Annotated in this window: 23 protein-coding genes; 9 read left to right on the top strand and 14 right to left on the bottom strand. The window is 62.5% G+C overall.

Annotated elements, in window-relative coordinates; translation table 11 throughout:
* Positions 1-243: 243 nt before the first annotated feature.
* A protein-coding gene (locus tag OWC48_RS08620) for an IS5 family transposase (protein ID WP_282519570.1) occupies positions 244-1010 on the bottom strand; the annotation gives its coding sequence in 2 pieces (ribosomal slippage) (positions 244-698 and positions 698-1010; 768 coding nt in all).
* A 58-nt stretch (positions 1011-1068) separates the two neighbouring features.
* Positions 1069-1326 (bottom strand): hypothetical protein, encoded by a 258-nt coding sequence (locus tag OWC48_RS08615; RefSeq protein WP_282519569.1) that lies wholly within the window; start codon positions 1324-1326, stop codon positions 1069-1071.
* 152 nt (positions 1327-1478) lie between these two features.
* On the opposite strand from OWC48_RS08615, the gene OWC48_RS08610 reads away from it, so the two are divergent.
* Complete coding sequence (locus OWC48_RS08610) at positions 1479-2057, top strand: tetratricopeptide repeat protein (protein ID WP_282519568.1); 579 nt, start codon at positions 1479-1481, stop codon at positions 2055-2057.
* 174 nt (positions 2058-2231) lie between these two features.
* Here the strand turns inward: OWC48_RS08610 and OWC48_RS08605 are convergent, their stop codons facing one another.
* Positions 2232-2654 (bottom strand): hypothetical protein, encoded by a 423-nt coding sequence (locus OWC48_RS08605; RefSeq protein WP_028157471.1) that lies wholly within the window; start codon positions 2652-2654, stop codon positions 2232-2234.
* Between the two features lie 186 nt (positions 2655-2840).
* Here OWC48_RS08605 and OWC48_RS08600 point away from each other — a divergent pair, with 186 nt between their 5' ends.
* Both OWC48_RS08600 and OWC48_RS08595 read left to right on the top strand, forming a co-directional pair.
* Positions 2841-3050 carry a hypothetical protein gene (locus OWC48_RS08600; protein WP_028157470.1) on the top strand — a complete coding sequence of 70 codons (210 nt, stop codon included), beginning with the start codon at positions 2841-2843 and terminating at the stop codon, positions 3048-3050.
* Between the two features lie 118 nt (positions 3051-3168).
* Positions 3169-3546, top strand: coding sequence for a hypothetical protein (locus OWC48_RS08595; protein ID WP_028157469.1), 378 nt, complete (start codon positions 3169-3171; stop codon positions 3544-3546).
* Positions 3547-3763: 217 nt separating this feature from the next.
* On the opposite strand, the gene OWC48_RS08590 is transcribed toward OWC48_RS08595, so the two are convergent.
* Both OWC48_RS08590 and OWC48_RS08585 read right to left on the bottom strand, forming a co-directional pair.
* A complete protein-coding gene (locus OWC48_RS08590; RefSeq protein ID WP_282519567.1) occupies positions 3764-4747 on the bottom strand; it encodes a hypothetical protein in 984 nt (327 codons plus the stop codon).
* A gap of 267 nt (positions 4748-5014) precedes the next feature.
* Positions 5015-6670: a winged helix-turn-helix domain-containing tetratricopeptide repeat protein gene (locus OWC48_RS08585; RefSeq protein WP_282519566.1), complete on the bottom strand. Its 1656-nt coding sequence runs from the start codon at positions 6668-6670 to the stop codon at positions 5015-5017.
* A 208-nt stretch (positions 6671-6878) separates the two neighbouring features.
* On the opposite strand from OWC48_RS08585, the gene OWC48_RS08580 reads away from it, so the two are divergent.
* The gene (locus tag OWC48_RS08580; RefSeq protein WP_282519600.1) at positions 6879-7829 is read left to right on the top strand and encodes an AraC family transcriptional regulator; all 951 of its coding nucleotides are present in this window, start codon (positions 6879-6881) and stop codon (positions 7827-7829) included.
* 344 nt (positions 7830-8173) lie between these two features.
* Complete coding sequence (locus OWC48_RS08575; RefSeq protein ID WP_028152729.1) at positions 8174-9796, top strand: ABC-F family ATP-binding cassette domain-containing protein; 1623 nt, start codon at positions 8174-8176, stop codon at positions 9794-9796.
* A 298-nt stretch (positions 9797-10094) separates the two neighbouring features.
* Here the strand turns inward: OWC48_RS08575 and OWC48_RS08570 are convergent, their stop codons facing one another.
* Positions 10095-10589: a hypothetical protein gene (locus tag OWC48_RS08570; protein WP_282519565.1), complete on the bottom strand. Its 495-nt coding sequence runs from the start codon at positions 10587-10589 to the stop codon at positions 10095-10097.
* 87 nt (positions 10590-10676) lie between these two features.
* The gene (locus OWC48_RS08565; protein WP_282519564.1) at positions 10677-11795 is read right to left on the bottom strand and encodes a DUF937 domain-containing protein; all 1119 of its coding nucleotides are present in this window, start codon (positions 11793-11795) and stop codon (positions 10677-10679) included.
* 964 nt (positions 11796-12759) lie between these two features.
* Between OWC48_RS08565 and OWC48_RS08560 the strand changes: the two genes are divergently transcribed.
* Positions 12760-13053: a DUF3551 domain-containing protein gene (locus OWC48_RS08560; RefSeq protein WP_306664218.1), complete on the top strand. Its 294-nt coding sequence runs from the start codon at positions 12760-12762 to the stop codon at positions 13051-13053.
* Positions 13054-13157: 104 nt separating this feature from the next.
* Here OWC48_RS08560 and OWC48_RS08555 read toward each other — a convergent pair whose 3' ends face one another.
* From OWC48_RS08555 to OWC48_RS08545, 3 genes are all read right to left on the bottom strand, one after another.
* On the bottom strand, positions 13158-13508 hold the full coding sequence (locus OWC48_RS08555; RefSeq protein WP_282519563.1) for a PilZ domain-containing protein: 351 nt from the start codon (positions 13506-13508) through the stop codon (positions 13158-13160).
* A gap of 360 nt (positions 13509-13868) precedes the next feature.
* Positions 13869-14117 (bottom strand): hypothetical protein, encoded by a 249-nt coding sequence (locus tag OWC48_RS08550; RefSeq protein ID WP_282519562.1) that lies wholly within the window; start codon positions 14115-14117, stop codon positions 13869-13871.
* A 116-nt stretch (positions 14118-14233) separates the two neighbouring features.
* The gene (locus tag OWC48_RS08545; RefSeq protein ID WP_282519561.1) at positions 14234-15193 is read right to left on the bottom strand and encodes an alpha/beta hydrolase; all 960 of its coding nucleotides are present in this window, start codon (positions 15191-15193) and stop codon (positions 14234-14236) included.
* Positions 15194-15318: 125 nt separating this feature from the next.
* Here OWC48_RS08545 and OWC48_RS08540 point away from each other — a divergent pair, with 125 nt between their 5' ends.
* Entirely contained in the window at positions 15319-15996 is a 678-nt protein-coding gene (locus tag OWC48_RS08540) for a nitroreductase (RefSeq protein WP_282519560.1), read from the top strand.
* A gap of 445 nt (positions 15997-16441) precedes the next feature.
* Here the strand turns inward: OWC48_RS08540 and OWC48_RS08535 are convergent, their stop codons facing one another.
* The 3 genes from OWC48_RS08535 to OWC48_RS08525 are packed head-to-tail and all read right to left on the bottom strand — an operon-like array spanning position 16442 to position 19041.
* Positions 16442-17563: an HD-GYP domain-containing protein gene (locus OWC48_RS08535; protein ID WP_282519559.1), complete on the bottom strand. Its 1122-nt coding sequence runs from the start codon at positions 17561-17563 to the stop codon at positions 16442-16444.
* A gap of 42 nt (positions 17564-17605) precedes the next feature.
* Entirely contained in the window at positions 17606-17938 is a 333-nt protein-coding gene (locus tag OWC48_RS08530) for a PilZ domain-containing protein (protein WP_028152715.1), read from the bottom strand.
* On the bottom strand, positions 17935-19041 hold the full coding sequence (locus OWC48_RS08525) for a DUF2336 domain-containing protein (RefSeq protein ID WP_282519558.1): 1107 nt from the start codon (positions 19039-19041) through the stop codon (positions 17935-17937). Before OWC48_RS08525 ends, OWC48_RS08530 begins: the two co-directional genes overlap by 4 nt.
* Before the next feature lie 302 nt (positions 19042-19343).
* Between OWC48_RS08525 and OWC48_RS08520 the strand changes: the two genes are divergently transcribed.
* Both OWC48_RS08520 and OWC48_RS08515 read left to right on the top strand, forming a co-directional pair.
* Entirely contained in the window at positions 19344-20273 is a 930-nt protein-coding gene (locus OWC48_RS08520) for an AraC family transcriptional regulator (RefSeq protein WP_282519557.1), read from the top strand.
* Between the two features lie 51 nt (positions 20274-20324).
* Positions 20325-20915 carry an NADPH-dependent FMN reductase gene (locus OWC48_RS08515; protein ID WP_282519556.1) on the top strand — a complete coding sequence of 197 codons (591 nt, stop codon included), beginning with the start codon at positions 20325-20327 and terminating at the stop codon, positions 20913-20915.
* Positions 20916-21017: 102 nt separating this feature from the next.
* On the opposite strand, the gene OWC48_RS08510 is transcribed toward OWC48_RS08515, so the two are convergent.
* Positions 21018-23099, bottom strand: a complete 2082-nt coding sequence (locus tag OWC48_RS08510) for a methyl-accepting chemotaxis protein (RefSeq protein ID WP_282519555.1) — start codon at positions 23097-23099, stop codon at positions 21018-21020.
* Positions 23100-23162 lie beyond the last annotated feature (63 nt).

Below are 23162 nucleotides of genomic sequence, written 5' to 3'. Positions count from 1 at the left end.
AAACATGCTTGGCGATATCCAGACCGATTATGATAACCTCTGACACGGACGCCTCCCTTAAGTGGTGCTCAACAACTCCACTTTGGCACATCGATGCCGTCGGGCGGGGCGTCCACCCCATCATAAATCGGCCCTCCCGACGCAGGATAGGTGATGCCCGGTTAGGCCCCGAAATCGGACATCAGGCGCGGACAAAGGCATGTCCACTTAGGGCCAAAAACGGACCAACGTCGCTTCCAATTGCTAGGCCGTAGACTCATAAGTGCGGAGCCACAGACGCATTGAGGCGAGTTGAACCATCGCGAGGAAGTTTTCGGCGAGTTTGTCGTAACGGGTGGCGATGCGCCGGAAGTGATTGAGCTTGCTGAAGAAGCGTTCGACCAGATTGCGCTCGCGATAGAGCCGCTTGCTGAAGCATGGCTTCCATTTGCGATTGGATTTGGCCGGGATGTTGGGCACTGCATTCTGGGCATGGATCAGGGCGCGGATACCATCGGCATCGTAGGCTTTGTCGGCCAGAACGATGGTGCGCGGATCGAGGCGGTCGAGCAGGCGATATGCGGCTGGCGCGTCATGTGCCTGCCCAGCAGTCAGGCCGAGCCGGATCGGGAGGCCCTGGGCATCGACGACGGCATGGATTTTGGTCGTGAGCCCACCTCGGGAGCGACCGAGACAATGATCTCGATCCCCCTTTTTGCCGTCGCAGCCTGCTGATGCGCCCGGATAGAAGTGCTGTCGATCATCTGGATGTCGCCGTCGTGCGTGACGGATATGGCGTCCATCAGCCGGTCCCATACACCTGCTTTCCGCCATCGCACGAAACGGTTGTAGCAGGTGGTGCGCGGACCGTACCGCTCAGGCAGGTCGCGCCACGGTGCACCGGACCGAAGCACCCAGAAGATGCCGTTCAGCACTCGTCGATCATCGACACGGGCCACGCCTCGCGGTTTGTTGGGCAGAAGCGGCGCGATGACGCGCCATTCGAAGTCGGTCAAATCATATCGGCTCATGCCGATACTGAATCAGCATACGTCCCGATAAGAAAGCCACCGGTCGCCGGTTAGGCGTTCAAGCCGGTCGATCGGTCGCATCAAGCTCTTTTGCCGGCACGCACTCAGTTACAAAACCTTCCTGCCACCCGGTGACTCCGAGCGTGACAGGGTAGATATTGAATCCCTCGGGAAAGTCTCGAAATCCTGGCTGATCGCGCAAACGGCCAATGGCTTCCGACGCATCGGCTTCAGTCGCGTAGATGCCAATATGCAGTTCTGTATCCTCACGATCTGGATACTCGCGTTCGAACCAAAGATCATAAACTAGCGTCATAGCATCCAATCTACCCGATGGCCCGCGAACGGGACAGCCATATCCGCGCCAAACGGTCCTTGATTTATGGGTTCACGGCCTAGTCGCAGAGTGATGTTTCCTTAATGTCGTATGAGTGACACTCCGCGGACCATAGAGGCATTGCTTAAACGATGCGACTAGCACTACCAAGCCGCGCTGATGACCGCGCCAAACGCCGCAGCAAAATTCCTGAATGGATTGCTGCTGCATCATCCGGCGACGTTGACGCTCAGTTGGCTCTCGCTTGGGAGTATGCCCGAGGCGACGCCGTTGACCCGGATTTCGTGACGGCATGGAATTGGTTTGATCGTGCCGCTTCGTCCGGTCAAGAGAACGGTGTTTTGCATCGAGCCCGCTTCCTTCAGCTTCGCGGCGTACCGGAAGGGGTACGTGAACTTCGTAAGCTCGCTGTTAAGGGCAACTGGAAAGCGCAATTTTGGCTTGGAACGCACTATCAATCACAACATGGGCGCTTGAGCCAGTTGAGAGCTGCTGTGTGGTACGGTCGATCCTTTAAAAGCGGGAACCTCGGCGGCAAGCTCGCCAAGCTAGCGCAACTGAGAAGAATTGCGCATCAACCCTTCAGAACGTTGTTTGCCGCTAAGGTCATTTTTGAAGCGATTTCGACCTTCCTACAGTTGTTCCGACAAGATCAGCAGATCGAGCCCCATGAAGTGTTGATGTATCGCTTAAAAGGCAGAGCCCCGTGAAAGCAGCTAGTCAAGCTGTTGAAGTCCGCTTCGGGTCAGACTCGGAAATCCGGCCCAACACGAGTCATGTCCGATCTACCCCGGAGAGCCGACATTGCGACGATCCCGGCGTTGTTCGCCTTCGGGCTATGAGCCGACATCGCTCCAATCAAGCGGCGATACTTGTCAGGCTTCTTAGCGGCCGTAGGGGAAGCAGCGGTTGCGATCGAGCGTGAGACCGAAATGCGCTCCCAGTGCAGCGATGGCCGCGTCCTGCTGGGGATAAGGATCGGCATTGGATGCGCCAACGATGATGATCCGGAACCCGCCGCGATCTTTGCCACCCGGTGGCAGCATCGCTGTAGTTAGTGCATTGCCCTCCCTGTCGCGCAGCGTGAGGAAAAGCGGCATCTCTCGCCGTACATGAGCCTCGAGGCCGATGTCGCGCTCGATCGCGTTGGGCCGCTCGGGGCGCCAGGACTGGACTGCCTTCTCCCGCTCGCGGCGGAAGTATTTCTCAACTGTGTGGCCCATCAGGCGCGACTCATACATCGCTTCACCTTCCGTCTCGATACGGAACCAGGTCTTGCCCTTCGGCGCGTCGCATACATACTGCATTTCGCCCGTCCTGCGATCGCCGCAATTCTAGGGCGGCGGTGGGCCTGCAAAGCCAATATGAGACTAGCTCCCCTGTATAGCGCTGCACGATCAGAGGAGCTAAGGGTATTTGATTGGACGTTGAAGTTTTAGTTAGCCCAAACAATACTAGGTCGACCGGAATAATCCTCTTCAAGGAGCGTCCCGATGCCTGACGTAAGGGAAAAGCAACGCGAAGCCCGCCGGAAGATCATTCGCCAATGGGCGAAGCTTCCGAAGGATAAACGGCAGTCTATGCAGGGGATTTCTGAGTTCGCCAGGACCGCCGCTCAGCAGAACGAGAACGCATTCGTCCGCAGTCGTCGCGATCCGTATCAGAAGATCATGGGATGGCTATTGCCGCGTTCTCATCTCTGAACGACTGAGTCCTCTGCACATCCTTCGAAGGCGGCACCGAAAATTTCGGCAAAGTCATCGAATGTCCTGCCGCGTCCGCCCCCCCCCGGCAGGGCCGTCACAAAGCGACGAGATAACTGTGAAGCTGAAAGCAACAATCATCGTCGTAGCGCTGCTAGCTGCAACGGCTGCACATGCCGAGACGATCGATCTGAAATGCTGGGCGCGGGGCCGTACGGGCGACGAGCGCAACTCGGTCTACATAAACGGGGAACAGGTCACCGTTAATCTGGACGAGGGGACGATGCACTCTCGGACATTCGGAAGCAATTTGGCCGTCCACGTCACGGATACGCACTTGTTCTTTGAGACGGCGCTTACGCTCGGCAACATTTGGCAACATTTGTTCGACCCGACCGCTGTCTGGCAAGGTTTCATCAACCGCGTCGACGGCACGCTTAAGGCGCATAAGCGCGACGGTACTGTCATCAGTGGGCACTGCCAGCTAGTCGGCTGAACCTGCCCGTGTCGCATTTGCGGACGTTCCGGGCCGGTCAGGGCCATGTCTGCCCCAGCCCAGGAAGCGGACAATCGCGGACTTGTGAGTACACGCCCTAGGGCGTGTACTCACAGAATTCGCGTCGGCTTGCGCCAAAAAGTGACATCGAAGCGGTCTGGACGAATGTCGTCCTTGGGCCAGAGGCGGGAAGGCCAGTTCTTCTACCCCTCCCGCTTCATTTCATCGCAACATCGCGGTCGATGTCTTGCAGGTGCACGAAAGTTGCCCAGGCTTTTCGATATTCGCTATCTGTGGGATCGATCCCAAGCAAGGCGCGACACGCTTCTTTGATTTCGTCCGGCGAGGGACGCATCGCGACGTTTCCGGACGACTTGGCTTGGTTCCAGCGTTCCTCGACGCCTTTCGCGAAGGCGAGCGCTTCGGAGGGGCTCCGTTTCCGGGTTGACGTCGCCAATGGGTGACCCGGAGGGAATTTAGGCCATGCGACGGGAGGCTGATCGGCTCGCCACTCACTCTCCTTGCCGGTCCCACGCCCTGCCGGCAGAGTTGCCTGGGCCCCATTGCCCGATTCAGGCGGGACAGTCCGTACGGCCAACTCGCGGATCTGCTGTTCCATGGTCCCGCCGGACGCCGTTGCACCTGCCGCGGGTGCACGCGTCGTCGGACCTGACACAGTCGAGGTGCCGGCTTGCGGAGCGACCTTCTGAACGGTTTGCGCGACGGACAGCATGCCGGGCGAAAGAGCAGGCTTCTGCTGCGCGGCCTTGTCATTTTCAGTGGGGCAAGGCCGAAATCCGGAGCGCAGCTGCGTGATCCGGCCGTCGTCGTCGATGCGGGCAAAGTCAACGGCCACAGTGTAGACGAAAGCGGCATCGATGGATTGGCCGGATTTGTCTCTTGCCGTGACGGCGCCGCAGACATATCGCGCCGCGTCGGCCTCGACTGAGCGCAATGCGCTGAACTTGGCCGAGTCCGGATCGATCAGCACATGTCGAACTGCTGAGCGAGCTTTCATGTGCTCGGTGGAGAAGATGCTGAGCACGACATCCGGATTGAACATGTCGGGCTGGTAGTACCACTTGTACTCCACAGCAAGGAATGCTGCGCCAAAGGCCGTCGCGATCAGGAAAGCAGATGCATTCATGGGCTTGGTCGGGCAATGGAACCCGGTCTGGTTGTTGTTATCTTCTTGAACCATTTGCGATAGAATCTATTAACAATCCGTAAATTGGTTGCTCCCGAGATTTTCAACAACCAGTGGAAGAGCGACAGCTGGTTTTGCTCAAGCGGTCAGTTGCCGGTGCGGGAAACACACTGAGCAAGGTCAACCAAGGGGCACGAGCCGACGCCTGACGGGTGGCAGCGGCAGGTCCGTTGCCGGCCTTTTTCAACGGAAGCGGCCATTAGCGGAAGATGCGCTTATTCGATCACCTCGTTGCCAAGGCGAGTACCTTGGCCGAGATGGTCATTCGGGCAGCCCTGCTTGCCGCAATCCTTCCTCATATCGCGCGACGTCCTCAGCACGTCGATAGGGGCCAAGCACATCTTTGAGATTGGAAAGGCGCAGCGTGGGGCTCAGTTCTCGCAGCCGAGCCACTGCCTTGTGTGCTTGCTCCGGCCGGCCCGCCATTGCGTTGCTTGCGGCGGCGATACGTAATCCAGGTCGATAGTCCGGACTGCACTGCAACGCCATTGTCGCCCATGATGCCGCTTCGTCATAGCGGTCCAAGAAGAAATGTGCGTACGCAGTTCCAGCTCGCATTCCCATCAGCCACGGATCAAGCGGGCTCAGGCGAATGGCACGAGCAAAGCGTTCGATTGCGGATTCCGGCTCGCCGAGCCAGATCTTTACCCAGCCGCCGAAATGCCATGCCTCAGCCAAATTGGAATTGAGCGCAAGCGCGCGATCGACCAAGCCGGCGCCCACCCCGACATCCCCAACAACGAACGCTAAGGCGTTTCCGCCAGCGCAGAGCGCGATCGCGTCATCCTTGCCCAACTCAACTGCCCGTTCAGTGAGCTTCTTCACTTCGGCAATCGCGTTCGCCGTGTCTGGAATCCAGCCATTGATCCTGGCAGAGAGGTAGCAAGAGGCTGCACGACCGTAGGCAGTGGCAAATTCCGGGTCGAGCTCGATCGCGCTATTGAAGAGGCGCAATGCCTCGTCGTTCGCTTGCCGGTTGCCAAACTGATGAAGCCGGGCCAGACCGCGCAAATAGAGGGCATAGGCGTCGAGACTCGCGGTCGGCTTGCGCTTGGCGCGCTCAATCTCAGCTTTTTCCACCGCAGGCGCGATCGCCCCGACAACGCTCTCGGTCACCTGGTCCTGCAAATCGAAGATGTCGCCGAGCTCGCCATCAAACCGATCGGCCCAAATATGTGCTCCAGTAGCGGCATCGACCAGTTGTCCCGTAATGCGCACTCGGTTTGCCGCCTTGCGAACGCTGCCTTCCAGCACGTAGCGCACCCCAAGCTCCCGCCCCACCTGCTTCACGTCGACGGCCCGCGCCTTGTAGGTGAAGCTGGAGTTTCGGGCGATGACAAATGGCGCCTTGAAACGGGACAGCGCCGTGATGATGTCCTCGGCCATTCCATCGGCAAAGTATTCCTGTTCGACATCGCCAGACATATTCTGGAACGGAAGCACCGCAATGGAAGGCCTGTCCGGCAGCGGAGGCGGGCTCTCGGCCTCGGCAGCAAGAACTGACGCAGCATCTCGCGTTTCAGCAGGCGCACCGACCTCAAAGGCCCTGACATGTTGAACGCCAGGATCCGCACCTGGGTCTGTGACCAAGGCTCGCGCGGGCATTTCTTCCTCGATGATCTTGCCAACGAATCGGAGGCCTCTGCGAGAAATCGTCCGGATCAGGCGTTGCTCCTTGCCGGTATCCCCGATTGCCTTGCGCACGGCATTGACGTGGCTGGTCAGCGTGGATTCGGACACGATCCGTCCGTCCCACACCGCCTTCAGAAGATCGTCCCTTGTGACGACCTGTTCCCGGTTCTGGACCAGGAAGAGCAGCAGATCGAACAGCTTCGGTCCAACAGGGATGAGCTCGGAGCCTCGCTTGAGCTCGCGCCGGTTAGCATCGAGGCAATAATCTTCGAACAGAAACGGCACTTCTGATCCTTTTTGGACAAGAAGCCAGGGAAAACCCAATCGCAATTCAAGCCGATTGCAAGGTCTTTTCCGCTCGAAACAGTACACGTTTTCTCAGCGTTCGGGAACGAGCCCGGTTCGAGAAATGGTTGGCCCGGTCCGCGAAAATCCGGCCGCCCGGCATTTCTTCCCGCCACCTGCATCGCCTCCCCAATGCGAGGATACGTTGATGAATAAGCATATCTTGTGCGATTCCTTGGAGGACGCGTCAGTTGCGCCTGAGGCGTGCCAAGTCGGTCCGGCCAATGCCGAGCACCCTCACGCCGGTACGGCAACGGCGCGGGTGCTTGGGACCACGGCATTTCGCATGGCTTTGGATACCTCCGGTGCCGCGATCGCCCACCGGAAATATGAACGAGTGCACCACGTCTGCGGCCCCAAGACCCACCATGTCATCATGGCTTACAACGGCGCGGTGCAGCGCATGGAACGGCGGTCGGGACGATCAGTTGCGACCGGAACGTTCCATCCCGGGGCTGTGATAATCATTCCGAGGGGATCAAGCTCTCGATGGGATATTCCAAAACCTGTTGATGTCGTTGAGTTCTATCTTCCGCACGCGACGCTCGAGCGCGTGGCCGAAGAAGCCGACACCGCCGGACCAGTCAATCTTCTGGAGCGAACGGCGCATCCCGACCCCGTTACATCCCAATTGCTCTTGACCGCGGCAGATGTCTTGGAGGGCAACGAGGCTGCGGATACGCTGTTCAGGCATCAACTGACAAGCCTTCTGGCCACGCGTCTTCTGGCGGCACACACCGGCTCGCCACCCATGATCCGGCCGACCATGGGTGGTCTTTCGCCGAAGGTGCTCAGCCGCGCCATCGAACGCCTGCGTCCGGACAACGATGCGGACGTCTCCCTCGCCGCGCTCGCCTCGGATGCCGGTCTGTCGCGCTTCCACTTCTGCCGCGCTTTCAAGAAAAGCACCGGGCTGTCGCCGCATGCCTGGCTGCGTCAGAACCGGCTCGAGGAGGCCAAAAACATGCTGCGCGACACCGACGCGTCGGTCATCTCGGTCGCAGTCGCGCTTGGCTATTCCTCCCAGACCGCGTTCGCCGCCGCCTTCAGGAAGCTGAGCGGCGAGACCCCGAGCAATTGGCGACGGCGTGCACGTTGACAGCATCGCCTATGCGGGGAACAGCATCATTGCGAGAAAGGCTCCCGGATGCAGGCGGCTAAGAACGTCCCATGACCGCTATGGTTCACAAGCCCACGCCTGACGGGCGGTAGCGGCAAGTCCGCTATATGGGACATTGGCGGACGTCACGCCTTGCCGCTCGGACAGCGCGCTTCGGCTGGAAGCGGACAGCGAGACGGCAGGCAGCGGGCGCGAAGCGTCGGGTCGGGATGAATTACAGGAAGCTGGCGTCTGGCGGGGTGGAATCCGGGCCCGGCCGGGCTTCCCCCGGCGGCCCGTATGGCCTATGACGCTGCAACGCAACATTCCCCCAAAAAGACCCCATGATCCGCCTCGACAACGTCAGCAAGCAAGCCGGCCACCAGATCCTGTTCATCGAAGCCTCCGCCGCCCTCAACAAGGGCGAGAAAATCGGGCTCGTCGGCCCGAATGGGGCCGGCAAGACCACTTTGTTCCGGATGATCGCCGGCGAGGAACTGCCCGATGAAGGGCAGGTTTCGACCGATCGCGGCATCACCATCGGCTATTTCAACCAGGACGTCGGCGAGATGTCTGGCCGCAGCGCCGTGGCCGAGGTGATGGATGGCGCAGGTCCCGTCAGCGAGGTCGCAGCCGAGTTGCGCGAACTCGAGGCTGCGATGGCCGACCCCGACAAGGCCGACCAGATGGACGAGATCATCGCGCGCTATGGCGAGGTGCAACACGCGTTCGAGGAGCTCGACGGCTATGCGCTCGACGGCCGCGCGCGCGAGGCGCTGTCCGGCCTCGGCTTCAGCCAGGAGATGATGGACGGCGATGTCGGCAAGCTCTCCGGCGGCTGGAAGATGCGCGTTGCGCTGGCGCGTATTCTTCTGATGCGCCCCGACGTCATGCTGCTCGACGAGCCGAGCAACCATCTCGATCTCGAAAGCCTGATCTGGCTGGAAAAATTCCTGCACGATTTCGAAGGCACGCTGCTGATGACCTCGCATGACCGCGAATTCATCAACCGCGTGATCTCCAAGGTGATCGAGATCGATTCCGGCTCGCTCACGACCTATACCGGCGATTACGAGTTCTACGAGCAGCAGCGGGCGCAGAACGAGAAGCAGCAGCAGGCGCAGTTCGAGCGTCAGCAGGCCATGCTCGCCAAGGAGATCAAGTTCATCGAGCGCTTCAAGGCGCGCGCTTCGCATGCAGCCCAGGTGCAGAGCCGGGTGAAGAAGCTCGACAAGATCGAGCGGGTCGAGCCGCCGCGCCGCCGCCAGAGCATAGCGTTCGATTTCCCGCCGGCGCCGCGCTCGGGCGAGGACGTCGTGGCGCTCAAGAACGTCTACAAGGGCTACGGCAGCAAGCGCATCTATGACGGGCTCGATTTCATGATCCGCCGCAGGGAGCGCTGGTGCGTGATGGGTGTCAACGGCGCCGGCAAGTCGACGCTGCTCAAGCTCATCGCCGGCGCGAGCGAGCCGGACGAGGGCACGGTGGCAGTCGGCGGCAGCGTCAAGATGGGCTATTTCGCCCAGCATGCGATGGACCTGCTCGACGGCGAACGCACCGTGTTCCAGTCGCTCGAAGACCAGTTTCCGACCGCGGGGCAGGGCTCATTGCGCGCGCTCGCCGGTTGCTTCGGCTTCTCCGGCGACGACGTCGAGAAGCGCTGCCGCGTGCTCTCGGGCGGCGAGAAGGCGCGCCTGGTGATGGCAAAGATGCTGTTCGATCCGCCGAACTTTTTGGTGCTGGACGAGCCGACCAACCATCTCGACCTCGCCACCAAGGAGATGCTGATCACGGCGCTGGCGGATTTCGAGGGCACCATGCTGTTCGTCTCGCATGACCGCCACTTCCTGGCGACGCTGTCGAACCGCGTGCTGGAGCTGACGCCGGAGGGCATCCACCAGTTCGGCGGCGGCTACACCGAATATGTCGCGCGCACCGGGCAGGAGGCTCCGGGGTTGCGGTCGTAGAGGGATTTGTAGCCCGGATGGAGCCAACGGGTCGGCGCGAAGCGCCGCCCGATGACAGGCTCCGCGCAATCCGGGTTTCGTGCCATCGCCGCAAATAAAAGCCGCTGGCCTTGGGGAAGCCGGCGGCTCTGGTAGGGGCATTGTGCGTAGTGGGTGCTACGCAAACTCACAATTTCGACCAACGTGCGGTTCGCGTTTGATCTGGATCAAACCAGGACAATCCGTCATTCGACAGGTCCGACATCCAGTAAACCAATGGCGCAGGGCGCGTAGAGGTTGGCCGTGCGGCCCACCGAGATCAGATGCCAAGCGCGCTGGAGATTTCGCCGAGGGTTGCTTTCTCGGCGTCGCTGACCTGAACACCCCCACCGAACCACCCTCCGCCTTCTGATGCAGCCTCAGCGGTCTTTTGACTAATCTGACGCAGCCAGCCCTTGAAAGCCGCGGCATCATCCGGAGCTTTTGCGGCAAGCAGCGCCGTGACCTCGCGCAACGATGCGATCGTCTTGCTCTTGATCTCGGGCGGCGTGCTCTTGCCGAGTTCTGCTTTCAACCCGTCATGAGCCGCGGACCGGCCGTCGCTCGTCTGGAAGTCGGCGACCACCGCCTTTACCAAGGGGTTGGCATTGGGGTCGGTGGCCACCTGGGCGAGCGCGGTGCCGCCGGCAAATGATTCCTTCAGAAGACCAAACAATCCGCTCGGTTCTGCAGCCGTAATGGCCATTCCCGCATTCATCGGGCTTCTCAGGAGGAGCGCCCATTCATCCTTGGTGAAATTGGTCTTGTCGGCCATGGAGTCTTTTCCTTTCATCTTGCAGGACGGGAGGCTGCGAAACACCTCCCGTCGCTGCAGTGTGGCGAGTTCATTGCGCGTGACGTCTCAGACTTTCGCCAACTCGTCGAGCTTGGCACGAAGATTGTCGATCACGGGCTTTGCGATCGTGCCGGCGGGCGTTGCCGAGATCTTGTCGCACATCTCATTGATGGCCGGCGCCGCCGCGACGATCAGCTTGGCAAGCGCGCGTCGTCCTTCCGGGGAAAGCTTGGCCGCCCGCGCCGTGATGCCATCAAGCTGTGAGATGGCGTCGTTGATCTTCGGCAGGGCCGCCTGCGCGCTGGCTTGATCGGTGATGGTCGGCAGTTGGGCCTTCAGCGTACCAAGGGACGAATTGACCTGGTTCGCCAGATTCACCCCGTCAACGGTCAAATCCGCGGGCGCCATGCCCACAGTTCCGGCTGAGGGCCGCGTGACGTTTGTATTCTGAGCGACCGTCTGCTCGGTCGGACGCTGAAGCGCATATATGGCAAGTCCGGCAACGATAACGAGCGCGGCGAGCCAATATGGCCATTGCGCCCGGCCGGCGGCCATGGCGGCCTGGCTCGCGCCAGTGGCGCCAGTGGCGCCGGAAACGCCGGCGATCCGGCTCCCTGTGGCCGCGGCCGTGGCCATTCCACTGCGCGCGTTGTCGATCAGGCCCGAGGCGCTGAGCTGATCACTGAGGCCCGATGGAATCGCCGCCATGATCTGATCTTTCTGCGAGCGCAGAAGCGATGCCAGTCCGTTTGCATCCATCCCGGCGTCATGCTGCTGCTTGCTGAGCATACCCAGGACCATTGGCCCGACCATGGCGAGTAACGACTTGCCGCCGCCATCGCCCGTGCCTGCGAATCTGCCGATCGCCTGGGCCATGGCGTCGGTGGTACGGCCTCCAAGCAGTCCGGACAACATGCTCGAACCCATCTGGGCCAGGCCCGGAGCGCCGGCGTCGCGCAGCATATCCGTGGGATTGCCGCCTTGCTGTTGGGACAGCAGTTTTGACAGTTGATTGGCCCCGGCCGGGGTTCCGACCAGATCCGACAGGCTGGCCAATATTGTTGGGATGGCCGCTGTTGCGGCCTTCTGCGCCGCGCTTCGGTCCATGCCAAGAAAGGAGGCGATCTGCGCGATGACTTCAGGGGTCAAGAGCTGTTGTGCAGCTGAAACGAGATTGACGGCCATGGCGGTCTCTCCACTACGTTGCAGGTGTGTCGATTGCCCCCATCCCCAAATTTGATGTGACAGGCGTCGATGGTTCCGAACGTCGCCTATCGCCCAAGTTGAGATTGCATTGATCGTCCGACTCTTTGATCCAGATCAAAGGTCTCCGGTGCAGGTCAAATGCGAAGGGTTCGGCGCGCGAAATCCAGTGCGCTGCGGCCCATCAAGCGGACCTCATTGAGAAGCATCGATGTTTCGCTGATGGGCCAGGATTGGCTATCGGCTCGGAGCACCGCAATGTCTGCTAGCGGGCATGATGACGCACACATTCTTCCCCGAAGCTTGACTATCGGGCGCTGACGTCCTTGCGAGGCTGCCCGCGCTTGGCGGCGAGCGGGCCCTCTCGGCAGTATTGTCAGTCGAATGCACCTCCAAGCAGTGGGATTGTACCAGAAGACAATTGCCCGTCGCGCGGACATCTACATTACTGGCAGTGAGCGGGCGGGCCGCGGCCCGCGCCTCGATGACGGTCCCGGAATCCCACACTCAACCCAAGTCCGGGGCCGTCGTTTTGGGTCATCGAAATTGATCAGAAGGATCGTCAACCGCGTATCGAACTTCGCCAGTTTCCTGCTCGCCATCCCCGGATGCGGGCGCGCGGCACTCGCTTGCCCGCGCTGCGGATGTGAAGCTTCCCGCGAGAACGTTCAGCGAGGACGAGCTTTGAGATGCTCTCACCTGATTTGCGAGCAATGCGGAAAGACTAGTGATATTGCAGGATGGCGGCTGCAGGGTCTTTCCGAGCAAGGCTCAGGGCCGTTGATCGGATGAGTTATGTCCGCCGGCCCGAGGGCGAGCGCAGAGGTGCCGATGCGGGCGCGCCGGGTTCGTTCGCCGCTCTCGTCAAGCGAGGACACAGGAGCCAAGAAGCGTCGCAAAGCGTCTCCTGTCTCCACATGAGCGGCGGTCGAACCGGAATGCTTGGATGATCCATTTGGAGGAGGCGGCGATGCGGATGCTCCGTTGGCTAATCCTGGGCAGTGCAGCGATCCCGGCGATCGCCTCGGCTACAGCTCAAACTTACGATCCCAGCCACCCCGTCTGCCTTCAGAGATGGGAGTGGGGTGGCAGCACCTATTTCGAATGCGCTTATACGTCATGGGATCAGTGCCGAGCGTCGGCGATCGGACTTTCCGCGATGTGCGTGGAGAACCCGTATTGGCAACAACCGCAGGCGAGGCGATCAGGCGGCCGCTTGCGTTCATCAACCCCATACTGATGCGCCCGGCGACAACGGCGATGCAGCAGACACCGACCGTCGTATGGAGCCGGTACGGGAAGTGACCGGACCTATTCGATAGCATCGTCGGCGCGCGCGAGCAGTCAGGCCGACACGTCTGGACTAAGGACTCCGCCGCGGCACACGAGCCGGCGATCAAGTCGCACCAGGTTCGCGGACGCGCCGGAATCGTTCGCTGGCGAGCGACGACGCAGGAGGAAGGAAACGCCGCGGAGCGTCTCCTTTCTCCATACGACGCGGCAGAAGAAAACTCCGGAATGGCCGTCGAACGACAACACGAACTCGTCGGCAAATATGTAGTACGGCGCGGAGATGCAGGCACCCAAGGCGTTGATGTCGCGCACCACGCACGGATGAGTCCCGCGAATTTCGCCAAACGATAGCCGCGCCGCCCGGTTGATCGTTATGCGCTTCATTGCACGACGTTCGATCATGGCGAGATGCTCCCAATGAAAGATAACTTCCAATCGAACGATCGCAGCGAGGGCGATCGCACTTGACGAAGTCACTTTCCCGGTCCCGCCGACATCCGGAAAACGGCAATCCCCGCACGTTGATCTGCGCGGCTTACGCTAACAAGCAGCGTTGTTGTCTTATTAAAATTGGATCGAGTTGGTGGTTAATTCGGATGGCTTGACGACAACGTTACAAGCGAACGTTCATGCTTTCGACTTGGTCCGGCCATCTGATTCTGTGCCACACGGACACACATATGTGGATGCCCGGGACAGGCCCGGGCACGACGACTTCGTGCAGCGATTGCTCGCTAAAGAAAGCAGCGAATTCGCGGCGCCTTACGCGGCGACTTCGCACTTCTTCATGAAGCTGTTCTTGGCGGCACCGGCGAGCGGCTTGCCGTCGGCGCTGACGGCCTTCGGCGCGCAAGCGTCGGCCTTGCACTTCTTCATGAACGAGGTCTTGGCGGCGCCGGCGAGCGCCTTGCCGTCCTTGCCGACCGCCTTGCTCTCGCAGGTGTCGTCCGCGAAGGCCGAGCCGGCTGCAAAGGTGGCGACGATCGCTGCAAGAAAAATCCGCTTCATCATGGGTGTCTCCCTAGGACAAAATTAGCGAGCGGATTGGAGCCGCGAATCGTGGCGCAATCAAGCAGGATCAATGCGCGCCACGACCGACATCGCGGATTTTTCCATTCGTCTGCGGTTCAGATTCCGCGCGCGAGCAGTGCCTTGAAGTCGGCCCGCGCGCGTTGCGCCTCGGCCTTCGCGACCTCGGAAGCATCGCCGAGGCCGAAATAGCCGTGGATCAGGCCGGGGCCCTCATGGTGCTTGACGCGGACGCCGGCGGCCTCCAGTGCGCGTGCATAGGCCGCGCCCTCGTCGCGCAAGGGATCGAACCAGGCGGTGGTCACGATGGCCGGCGCGAGGCCGGCGAGCTCCGCGCGCAACGGCGAGACCCGCCAGTCGGCAGCGTGAGCGGGATCGGCCAGGTAGTGGCCGCAAAACCATTCCATCACGGCCCGGGAGAGGAAGTAGCCCTCGGCATTCTCGGCACGCGACACAAAGCGCGCGTTCTCCCGCGCGTCAGCGTAGCGGCCGACGACGTCGGTCACGGGATAGACCAGCAGTTGCGCCGCGAGCGCGATGCCGGCGTCGCGGCAGGCGATCGCGGTGGCGGCTGCGAGATTGCCGCCGGCGCTGTCGCCGGCAACGCCGAGACGCTTTGCATCGCCACCAAATTCCGCGACGCGGTTGAAGATGTCGCTTGCGGCAGCAAACGCGTCCTCGAAGGCGCCGGGAAAGCGCGTTTCCGGCGGGCGCCGATAATCGACGGAGATGACGACCGCGCCGGTCTCGATCGCGAGATTGCGCGCCTGCCGGTCATGGGTTTCGAGATCGCCCGCGACCCAGCCGCCGCCGTGGAAGAAGACCACGGTCGGCGCAGGATTGGCGCCGACACGATAGACACGCGCGTCGAGCGGCCCGGCGCCGCCTTTCACCTTGATGTCCTGTACGGTGTCGACGGGGGGCGGCGGCACATCCGCACGCGAGGCAGCCAGTGCACGCAAGGCATCGCGGGCGCTCTGTGGCGTCATCGTGGTGGGATCGCGCAGCGGCAGCAGAGGAATGATCTGGGCGATGACGGGATCGAGCGGTGCGGGCATTTGGGGGTCCTCGCTGGGTTCTTGGTCTTGCTTGCGGGTTAGCATAGATTTGGCGAACCGCATCGGCAACCGATTACGCGTTACGATTGCAACGCCGCGGGATGAACGGGCAGGGAGGTCTTGAGTTGGAATTCGAAGCGTTGGTCCAGTCGCGCCGCAGCGTGCGCGGCTTCAAGCAGCAGCAGGTATCCCGCGCGGTGATCGAGGCGATCATCGAGAGCGCCAAGCGCGCGCCGTCGTCGATGAACACCCAGCCGTGGCATGTGCATGTGCTCACAGGCCCTCCGCTCGAAGAACTGCGCCGCCGCAACATGGAGGAGATGGTCGGCGGCGCCAAGGTCAAGCGCGACATCATCAGCCACGGCGAATACCAGGGCGTGCATCGCAATCGCCAAGTCGACATCGCCAAGAAGCTGTTCGGCGCGATGGGGATCGCGCGCGATGACAAGCCGATGCGGCAGGATTGGGTGCTGCGCGGCTTTCGCCAGTTCGACGCGCCGGTCTCGCTGGTGCTGACCTATGACCGCGTGCTGGATCCCGGCGCGGTCTGCCATTTCGATCTCGGTGCGCTCTGCTACGGCATCGTGCTCGCGGCCTGGGACCGCGGTCTCGGTTCGGTGATCAACGGGCGGGGCATCATGCGCTCCGACATCGTGCGCGAGGTCGCGAGGATTCCGGAAGACGAGGTCATCATGACATGTGTCGCGATGGGGTATCCCGACGACGGCTTCGCCGCGAACGCCGTTCGCTCCGATCGCGAGGGCAACGACGATTTCGTGCGTTATGTCGGCTTTGCCGACTAGCGCGAGAAGTCACTGATGCGCACAGCCGGCTGACGCTGCGAGCCGGCTAACGCGGAGAGCCGGCTGAGAGGAGATTATTCTCTCGTCGAATTTTTTTGATGCTGAGCCGTTGGTGGCCTCTTGCAATCTCGATCGCGCGGGAGGAACAATATGCCGAGTGAAAGGTTTGTTGCTGGCGCGAGGGAATCGACATGCGGCGGCTGGCTAGCCTGGTTCGACGGTTCTTCGGTCCGCGACCGCGGTATCCGATCGATGATGATCCAACTCTTCCCTTCACACCCGAAGAGCTCGGCAAGCTGATCCGGAGCGGCAGACGCGAGGACATGAAGCTGCTTGCGGAAGGACTGGCCTCCCGGTCGATTCCGCACCGCGCCAAATACCGGGCCACGCACTAAGCGCGGTTCGCGACGAGGTCCTCGCTGCGGGACCGTTCCGCTTGCGTGGGTCATCGCGTGAGCGCAACCTCCTTGAACGAGGTTACGAGGGCCTTCTCCAGCTTTCCGGTCATCCCGCACAGAATGTTGTAGGCCTCGGTGCGCGGCATCGTCGGCTTGTAGTGCCGGTGTTCGATCAACGCGGCGAAGATGTCCGAGATCGTCAGGATGCGGACGACGTCGTTGATGCTCTCGCCGCACAGCGCGTCGGGATAACCGCTCCCGTCGAGATATTCGTGGTGATGCCGCACGGCGTCGAGAATCTCGGGCGAGATTTGCTCGTGACCCTTCAGGAACTCGTAACCCGCCGCCGGATGTTTCTCGATCATGGCGCGTTCGTCGGCGTCGAGGCGGCCGGGCTTGTCGAGGATCGCAAGCGGAATCTGCGCCTTGCCGATGTCGTGGAACATGGCTGCGGAATACAGCCGCTCGAGATCGGTTCGCCCGACGCCAAGGCTCAGTCCGAAGTCGATCGCCACGCCGGTCACGAGCAGGCAATGCTGGTAGGTTCCCTCATGGTGACGCCGCACCGTGGCAAGCCATTCGGACAGGCCGTGCTCGGTGATGCGGTCGGCGATCCTGCTGCCCGCTTCCTTCGTGCCGTCGACGTCGAGGGGCTCGCCGAGCGTGACGGCCGTGAACATCGAAGCGATGGCGGTTGCCGCGGCTTCGACGGCGTTGTCCGGTTGCGGTGCGTCACTTGAGGCGCCCGAGCCCAGCTCGGCCGGGTCAGCCAGCGCTGCCAGCAGCTTGCTCTTGTTGATCGCCCCGGGAAGAACGAGGGTGGCGCCGAGTGCGTAGGCCTGCGAGATGCCGACGTGAGACGAGTGCTCGACGAGGAAGATGCGCTTCGTGGCTTTCGCCAGCTTGCCGGCGCGCTTCTTGATGGCCGCGATGTTGCCGACGTCACGCAGCTCCGCGCGAACCACGACCGCGAACGGCACTTGTGACAGCCTGGCTTCCGCATCGAGCCGTTCGCCGGCGACGGTAAATTGCCGTTCAAGGGCCGAGCAGACGCCCGCCAGTTTGTCGGACGAATCGGCCAGCACGTGCACGAACGGGCGAACCGCTTCCGTCGTTCGGATGCCGCCTTCGCTTTTGACGGGGTTGGATATGGTTCGGGCACTCTGCACGGCGGACCGGGACTATGATGACATTGAATGAGCTTCTGGAGCCTATTTGCTTGGCGTGGAGTTGGGCGCAGCAGCCGCTTTTGCGCTCGCCGGCTTCTTCTTGCCGTCTGCGGTGATGAAGTGCACGCCGGCCATGGTGCCGTCGATCCACACCAGTTCGCACCGCCGGTAAGCAAGCCCCGTCGATGACAGCAGCATGAAGAATTCCTTGGCCTGGAGCACGTCGAGAGTTCCTTCGACCTCGATCTTGGCGCCACTTTGCGACACGTCGAGCAGGAAGCAACTGCGTCGCCAGGTGCCGTCGGAGCCCATCAGATTGACCGCCTGCTTGTGATCCATCCGTACGCGAAGCGCCTTTCGACCGTCGAACCTCATCGGTTAACCCCCATTTTTGTGCCGCGATGTCCCGGATCGCTTGGTTTGGCACTCGCTGCAATTTCCCCCCAGCGCACTGTCCATTGGCTGGTCGACAAGAGAAGCGTTTCGAAAATCTGCTGCGCCCGCTCGCGCTCGACGAAGGAGAGCCGTGTGCCGCTGCGGTTGCTCAGGATCGCGAGCGTGGTGGCCCAGTTCAGCCGCGCGGCCCGGCAGGCCATGACGAGGCCCTCGCAATCGTCATCGGTCATGACGTGCTCCACGATCTCGATCGGGGCGCCCGAGAGCACCGACAGCGCCGTGAACAGATTGGCCGTCTCGCCGCGGATCGTGAAGCGGTTCACGGTGGAATCGTTGAGCTTGCCGACGCGGGCGAGGGCGACGATCTCCGGTCTCGCGCTCGCATAGTCGGCCGGGCAGGGCAGTTTGGGCGGAACCGGCGCGGCTTGTTGTGCGGGCGGAATGGCGGATGCGTTCGCCTTGGCCGGCGCCTTCGGGGCCGGTGACACGGAGAGCAGCTTCCGGACGACCAGGTCGGGCGTGCCGGGCCGCAGCACCAGCGCCTTGGCAATCTCGCCGTCCGGATCGGCCCTGGCGATCAGCGCGGCGTAGGCTGCTTCGGAGAATTGGGTTCCCGCGTTCTTGATCAGCGCGAGGCAGATCGGGCCACCGCGTTTGATCAGCGCCTCGGTCACTTCGGGCTCGATCGAGTTGCGCGCGGCGATCGCGCGTTGGTGCCGCTCGCCGCACGAGGCCGCGATCGTCGCGAGATCGGTGGCGGAGACCGCCTGCGATTTGAGCAGGACAGGACAGGCCACGTCCGGGTCGGCGTGTGAGGCAAGGCGCTGCAATGTCTCGGGCGGGGCGACCTTGAGTTCGGCAAGCACTACGCTAAGTTGAACGAGCGCCTTGGCCTCGACGCGCTCCGTCAATCGCAATAGGACGCCGTCAACCACACCGGCGAGCAATTCCTGAGGCCGGTCGCGGTGACCGGTGAGCAACTGCACAGTGCCGGAGAGAATGCGAGCACAGCGGTCCGGCGGGCACGTAGCGACCGCCTGTTCCAGCTCAACCAGAATATCAGCAGGCAAATTTGCCATCATGGCAGGGGCCTGACTCAAAAAAATCTCGACTATCCAATGACCTCCATTGCGCCTGACAGGCGTTAATTTGAAATTTAAAGCTTGATCGACGGGGTATCAGCGCACCGCTGGCAGCGCTGGAAACGTTATCGAAATTCGGCGAGGCTCGATGCGGCGACTTGTCCTTTGAACGGGACCCTCGCCAACTGAACGAGACGAATTAGGATGATTCCTTCGGTCGAACGGGACAACCGAAAGGGGGAAACCCGGACCGGCATCGCCGCCGGACCCGCGTTGGTTGTGACGCGACGTTTCACATTGCCATGAACAGTATTGCGCCCAAGGTATTTCGCTTCTCCGACGTCGATGAATTTCGAAATGCGATACGAGGCCTGAATTTCGAGTTCACGCCCTTCGTACGGAGGATTTCGGCCGAGCAGACCATTCTGTCGCTGCCCGGTTGCGACGTGAATTTCACGCGGGCGTTTCCCCGCGTCGTCGACGCGCAGCTCGTCGAGAATTGCACCGCCATCGGATTCACGATGGACGAGCTCAACGTGCCCATCCGCTTCAACGGCTCGCAGCGCGCCCGACCGGTCATCGTCATCGGCAGCGGCGGCGCCGCCTACACCACCATCGAGGAGGTGCAGCGGCAAATTGCCTCGGTGATGTTCAGGCCGGAGGTGACGGATCGCGGCTGGCCGCACGCGACGTCCAGCTTCAAGATATTTGAAACGACGGCCGCGAGCCTGAACCGGCTGCGCAGCCTGGTTCGGGAGGTGCTGGCTGCTGCGTCGGAGCCGATCGGAGCCGCGGACGTGCCGCTGAAGGCCGCAGCCATGAAGGAGTCCCTGCTTGGCGCCGTCGACGACGCATTCGAAAGCGTCGTTCCCGCGCGATGGACCCTGCGTCCCAATGACGAGCGCAATTTCAGGATCTTCCGGGAGATCCGCGCGCTGCTGTCCGACGACCTCTCGCAGCCGATCTACAGCGAGGAGATTGCGCGCAAGCTCAACCTGTCCGTCCGCACCCTGCACGACGTCGTCCGCCGCTATCGCGGCATGAGCCTGCATCGCTATTTGCGCCTGCGCCGGCTGTGGCTGGTGCGCCAGCGACTGCTCGCCGGTGCCGACAGCGTCAAGGCCGTCGCACTGGCGTTCGGCTTCTGGCATCTCAGCGACTTCTCCAGAAGCTATCGCGACCAGTTCGGCGAGACACCGTCGCAAACGCTGGAGCTTGGACGACAACGGTAGCGCGGTAAATCGGTTGGGGCCGTATCGCTGTTTCGTGCTAGCGTGCCGGCCATGAGCAACCGCATCCTCGTCCTCTACGGCTCCTACCGTTCCGACCGCATGGGCGTCCGCCTCGCGAATTTCATCATCGATCGCCTGCGCCAGCGCGGCGAGGAGGTCGAGTTCATCGACGCCAAGGCGATCGGCCTGCCGATGCTCGATCGCATGTACAAGGAATATCCGAAGGGGGCGGCGCCCGAGGCGCTCGAGAAGCTGGCGGGGCAGATCCGCGGCGCCGACGGTTTCGTCTTCGTCACCGGCGAATACAATTGGGGCATCCAGCCCGGCCTGAAGAACCTCACCGATCACTTCCTGGAAGAGTGGTTCTGGCGCCCGGCCGCGATCGTGAGCTATTCGGCCGGCCGACTGTCCGGCGCACGCGCCTCGACCGCCTGGCATGGCACGCTGTCGGAGATGGGCATGGTCGTGGTGTCGAGCACCATCGGCGTCGGCCCGATCGCGCAGACACTGTCGGCCGAGAGCGAGCCGATCGGCGAGGGCGGCAAGGCACTGGAGCGCTCGTTCCCGCGCTTTGCCGATGACCTCTCCTGGTGGATCGAGGCCGCCAAGGCACAGCGGGCGCGCAAGGCGCCGCCGTACTGACGTCCCGTAGCCCGGATGGAGCGCAGCGAAATCCGGGGCGGTGCCGATGGCGTCAGAGATCCCGGATTGCGCTACGCTCCATCCGGGCTACGAAGCTACTCCTTACGCCGCCCGGACCTCGCCGAGGAAGCGGTCGAATTGGCCGGCGAGATCGCGCGACTGGGTCGAGAGCTGCTCGGCCGCGCCCAGCACTTCCCTCGCGGCCGCACCGGTGTCGTCGGCGGCGCGCTGCACGCCCGATATGTTGCTGTTGACCTCCTGGGTGCCGCGCGCGGCCTCCTGCACGCTGCGGGAGATCTCCCGGGTCGCCGAGCCCTGCTGCTCGATCGCAGCCGCGATTGCGGTGCCGATCTGGTCGATCTCGGCGATGACGTCGGCGACGTTGCGGATCGCGTTCACGGTCTCGTCGCTTGCGGACTGGATCGCGGTGATCTGCTCGGAGATTTCGGTGGTGGCCTTGGCGGTCTGGCCCGCCAGCGATTTCACTTCGGAGGCGACGACCGCAAAGCCGCGGCCGGCGTCGCCGGCGCGGGCGGCTTCGATGGTCGCGTTGAGCGCCAGCAGATTGGTCTGCTCGGCAATGCTCTGGATCAGCGTGACGACGTCGCCGATCTTCTGGGCGCCCTCGGCGAGCGCGCGCGCGGTGTCGCCGGTGCGGCGGGCGTTGTCGACGGCGCGGGCCGCGATCTCGGTGCTTTGTGCCACCTGACGGCCGATCTCGGAGATCGAGGAGGTCAGCTCTTCGGTCGCGCTCGCGACCGTCTGCACGTTGGTCGAGGTCTGCTGCGAGGCGGCCGCGACGACCGCGGCCTGGCTGTTGGTCTGGGCCGCCGTCGAGGTCATCGACTGTGCGGTGCTCTCCATGGTGGAGGAGGCGCGGGAGAGGCCGCCGACGAGCTCGGTGACCTTGGCTTCGAATGCGCGGGTGAGCCCGTCGAGCGCCTGGGCGCGGCGCATCTTGCCGTCATTCTCGGCCTGCTTCTCCGCGGCGAGCCGGTCGGCGCGGATCATGTTGTCCTTGAACACCTGGACGGCGGAGGCCATCGCCCCGATCTCGTCGGAACGCTCGGCGCCGGGGATCTCGTCCGCAACGTCGCCGTCGGCCAGCCGCGACATCCGATTCGTCAGGCTGACGATCGGAGCGCAGACGCGGCGGCGGACCATCACGATCAGGCCGGCGCTGGCGATCAGCACGGCGAGGAGGCCGGCGAGGGCGATGGTGAAGCTGGTGCGCGCGGCGGAGGAAGCGCCGGCGAGGATCTGCTCGGCGTTGTCGTAGAAGGCGTCGCGGACGCCGATGATGGACCCGAGGCCCTTCTGGGACGCCACGTAGAAGGTCTCGACGTCGTGCTCGTACTTGCCGCCGACGGCGCCGTCCTTGACGAGCTTCATCTCGCGGCCGAATTCCTCGACATAGTTCGAGCTCATCGTCTCCAGCGCCGAGGCGACGTTAGCCGGAGTTGCCGCATTGCCACGCAATTCCATCAGCGACATCACGATCTGGTCGTTGCGGCCCTGCATGCGGGCCATGTCGGCCTTCTCGGCGTCGTTGGCCACTTTCTTCGCGCCGACGAGGTTCTTGTGCACGCTGGAATTGAGGCCGCCGACGTCGCGCAGCGTCATGGCGATGTTGGCGTAGTTGGATTGGCGATAGGCGTCGCCATTGAGGATCGCCATGCGGCGGACCTGCTCGTTGAGCAGCGCGGTGACGCCGGCGTTGAGCACGGCATTGTCGGCGACCACCTTTTTGGCGGCGTCCTTGCGGGCATCCGCAGGTCCTGCGATCGCCTTGTCGATGGCCTCGCGGAGCGCGGTGAATTTCGAATTGATCGCGTCGATGTTGCTGCCGATGGTGGCGCCGTCGTCGAACGGGCCGGGCAGCTCCTTGCGCAGCGCGTTCATCCTGTCGCGGGCGCCGTCGGTCTGTTTGCGCAGCTTGTCGTGCTCGGTGAGCTGCGCCGGATCGACCGTCGCGGGCCCGTAGAGGATGTTGGTGGCGAAGCCGCGCTCGGGGTTGAGGTAGCGCGGGATGTCGCTGGCCGCGCGGACGATCGCGAGTCGTCCCTGCGCTTCGGCGATCCTGTCCATGGTCTGGTACTTCGTCACGGCGACGTAGACGGCGAGGCCGCCGCCGACGGTCGAGAGCGAGACGATGGCGGTGGTCAGGAGCGTACCGATTTTCATGATCTGTCCGGCAATTGGCGCGGGGAAGAAAATTATTCTGCGCAAACGATAGGCAGCCGGTGT

The organism is Bradyrhizobium sp. Arg816 (assembly GCF_029989365.1).
GTDB lineage: Bacteria > Pseudomonadota > Alphaproteobacteria > Rhizobiales > Xanthobacteraceae > Bradyrhizobium.
Note: the sequence above shows the minus strand (reverse complement) of the source record. Positions and strands in the feature narration are given on the sequence as shown.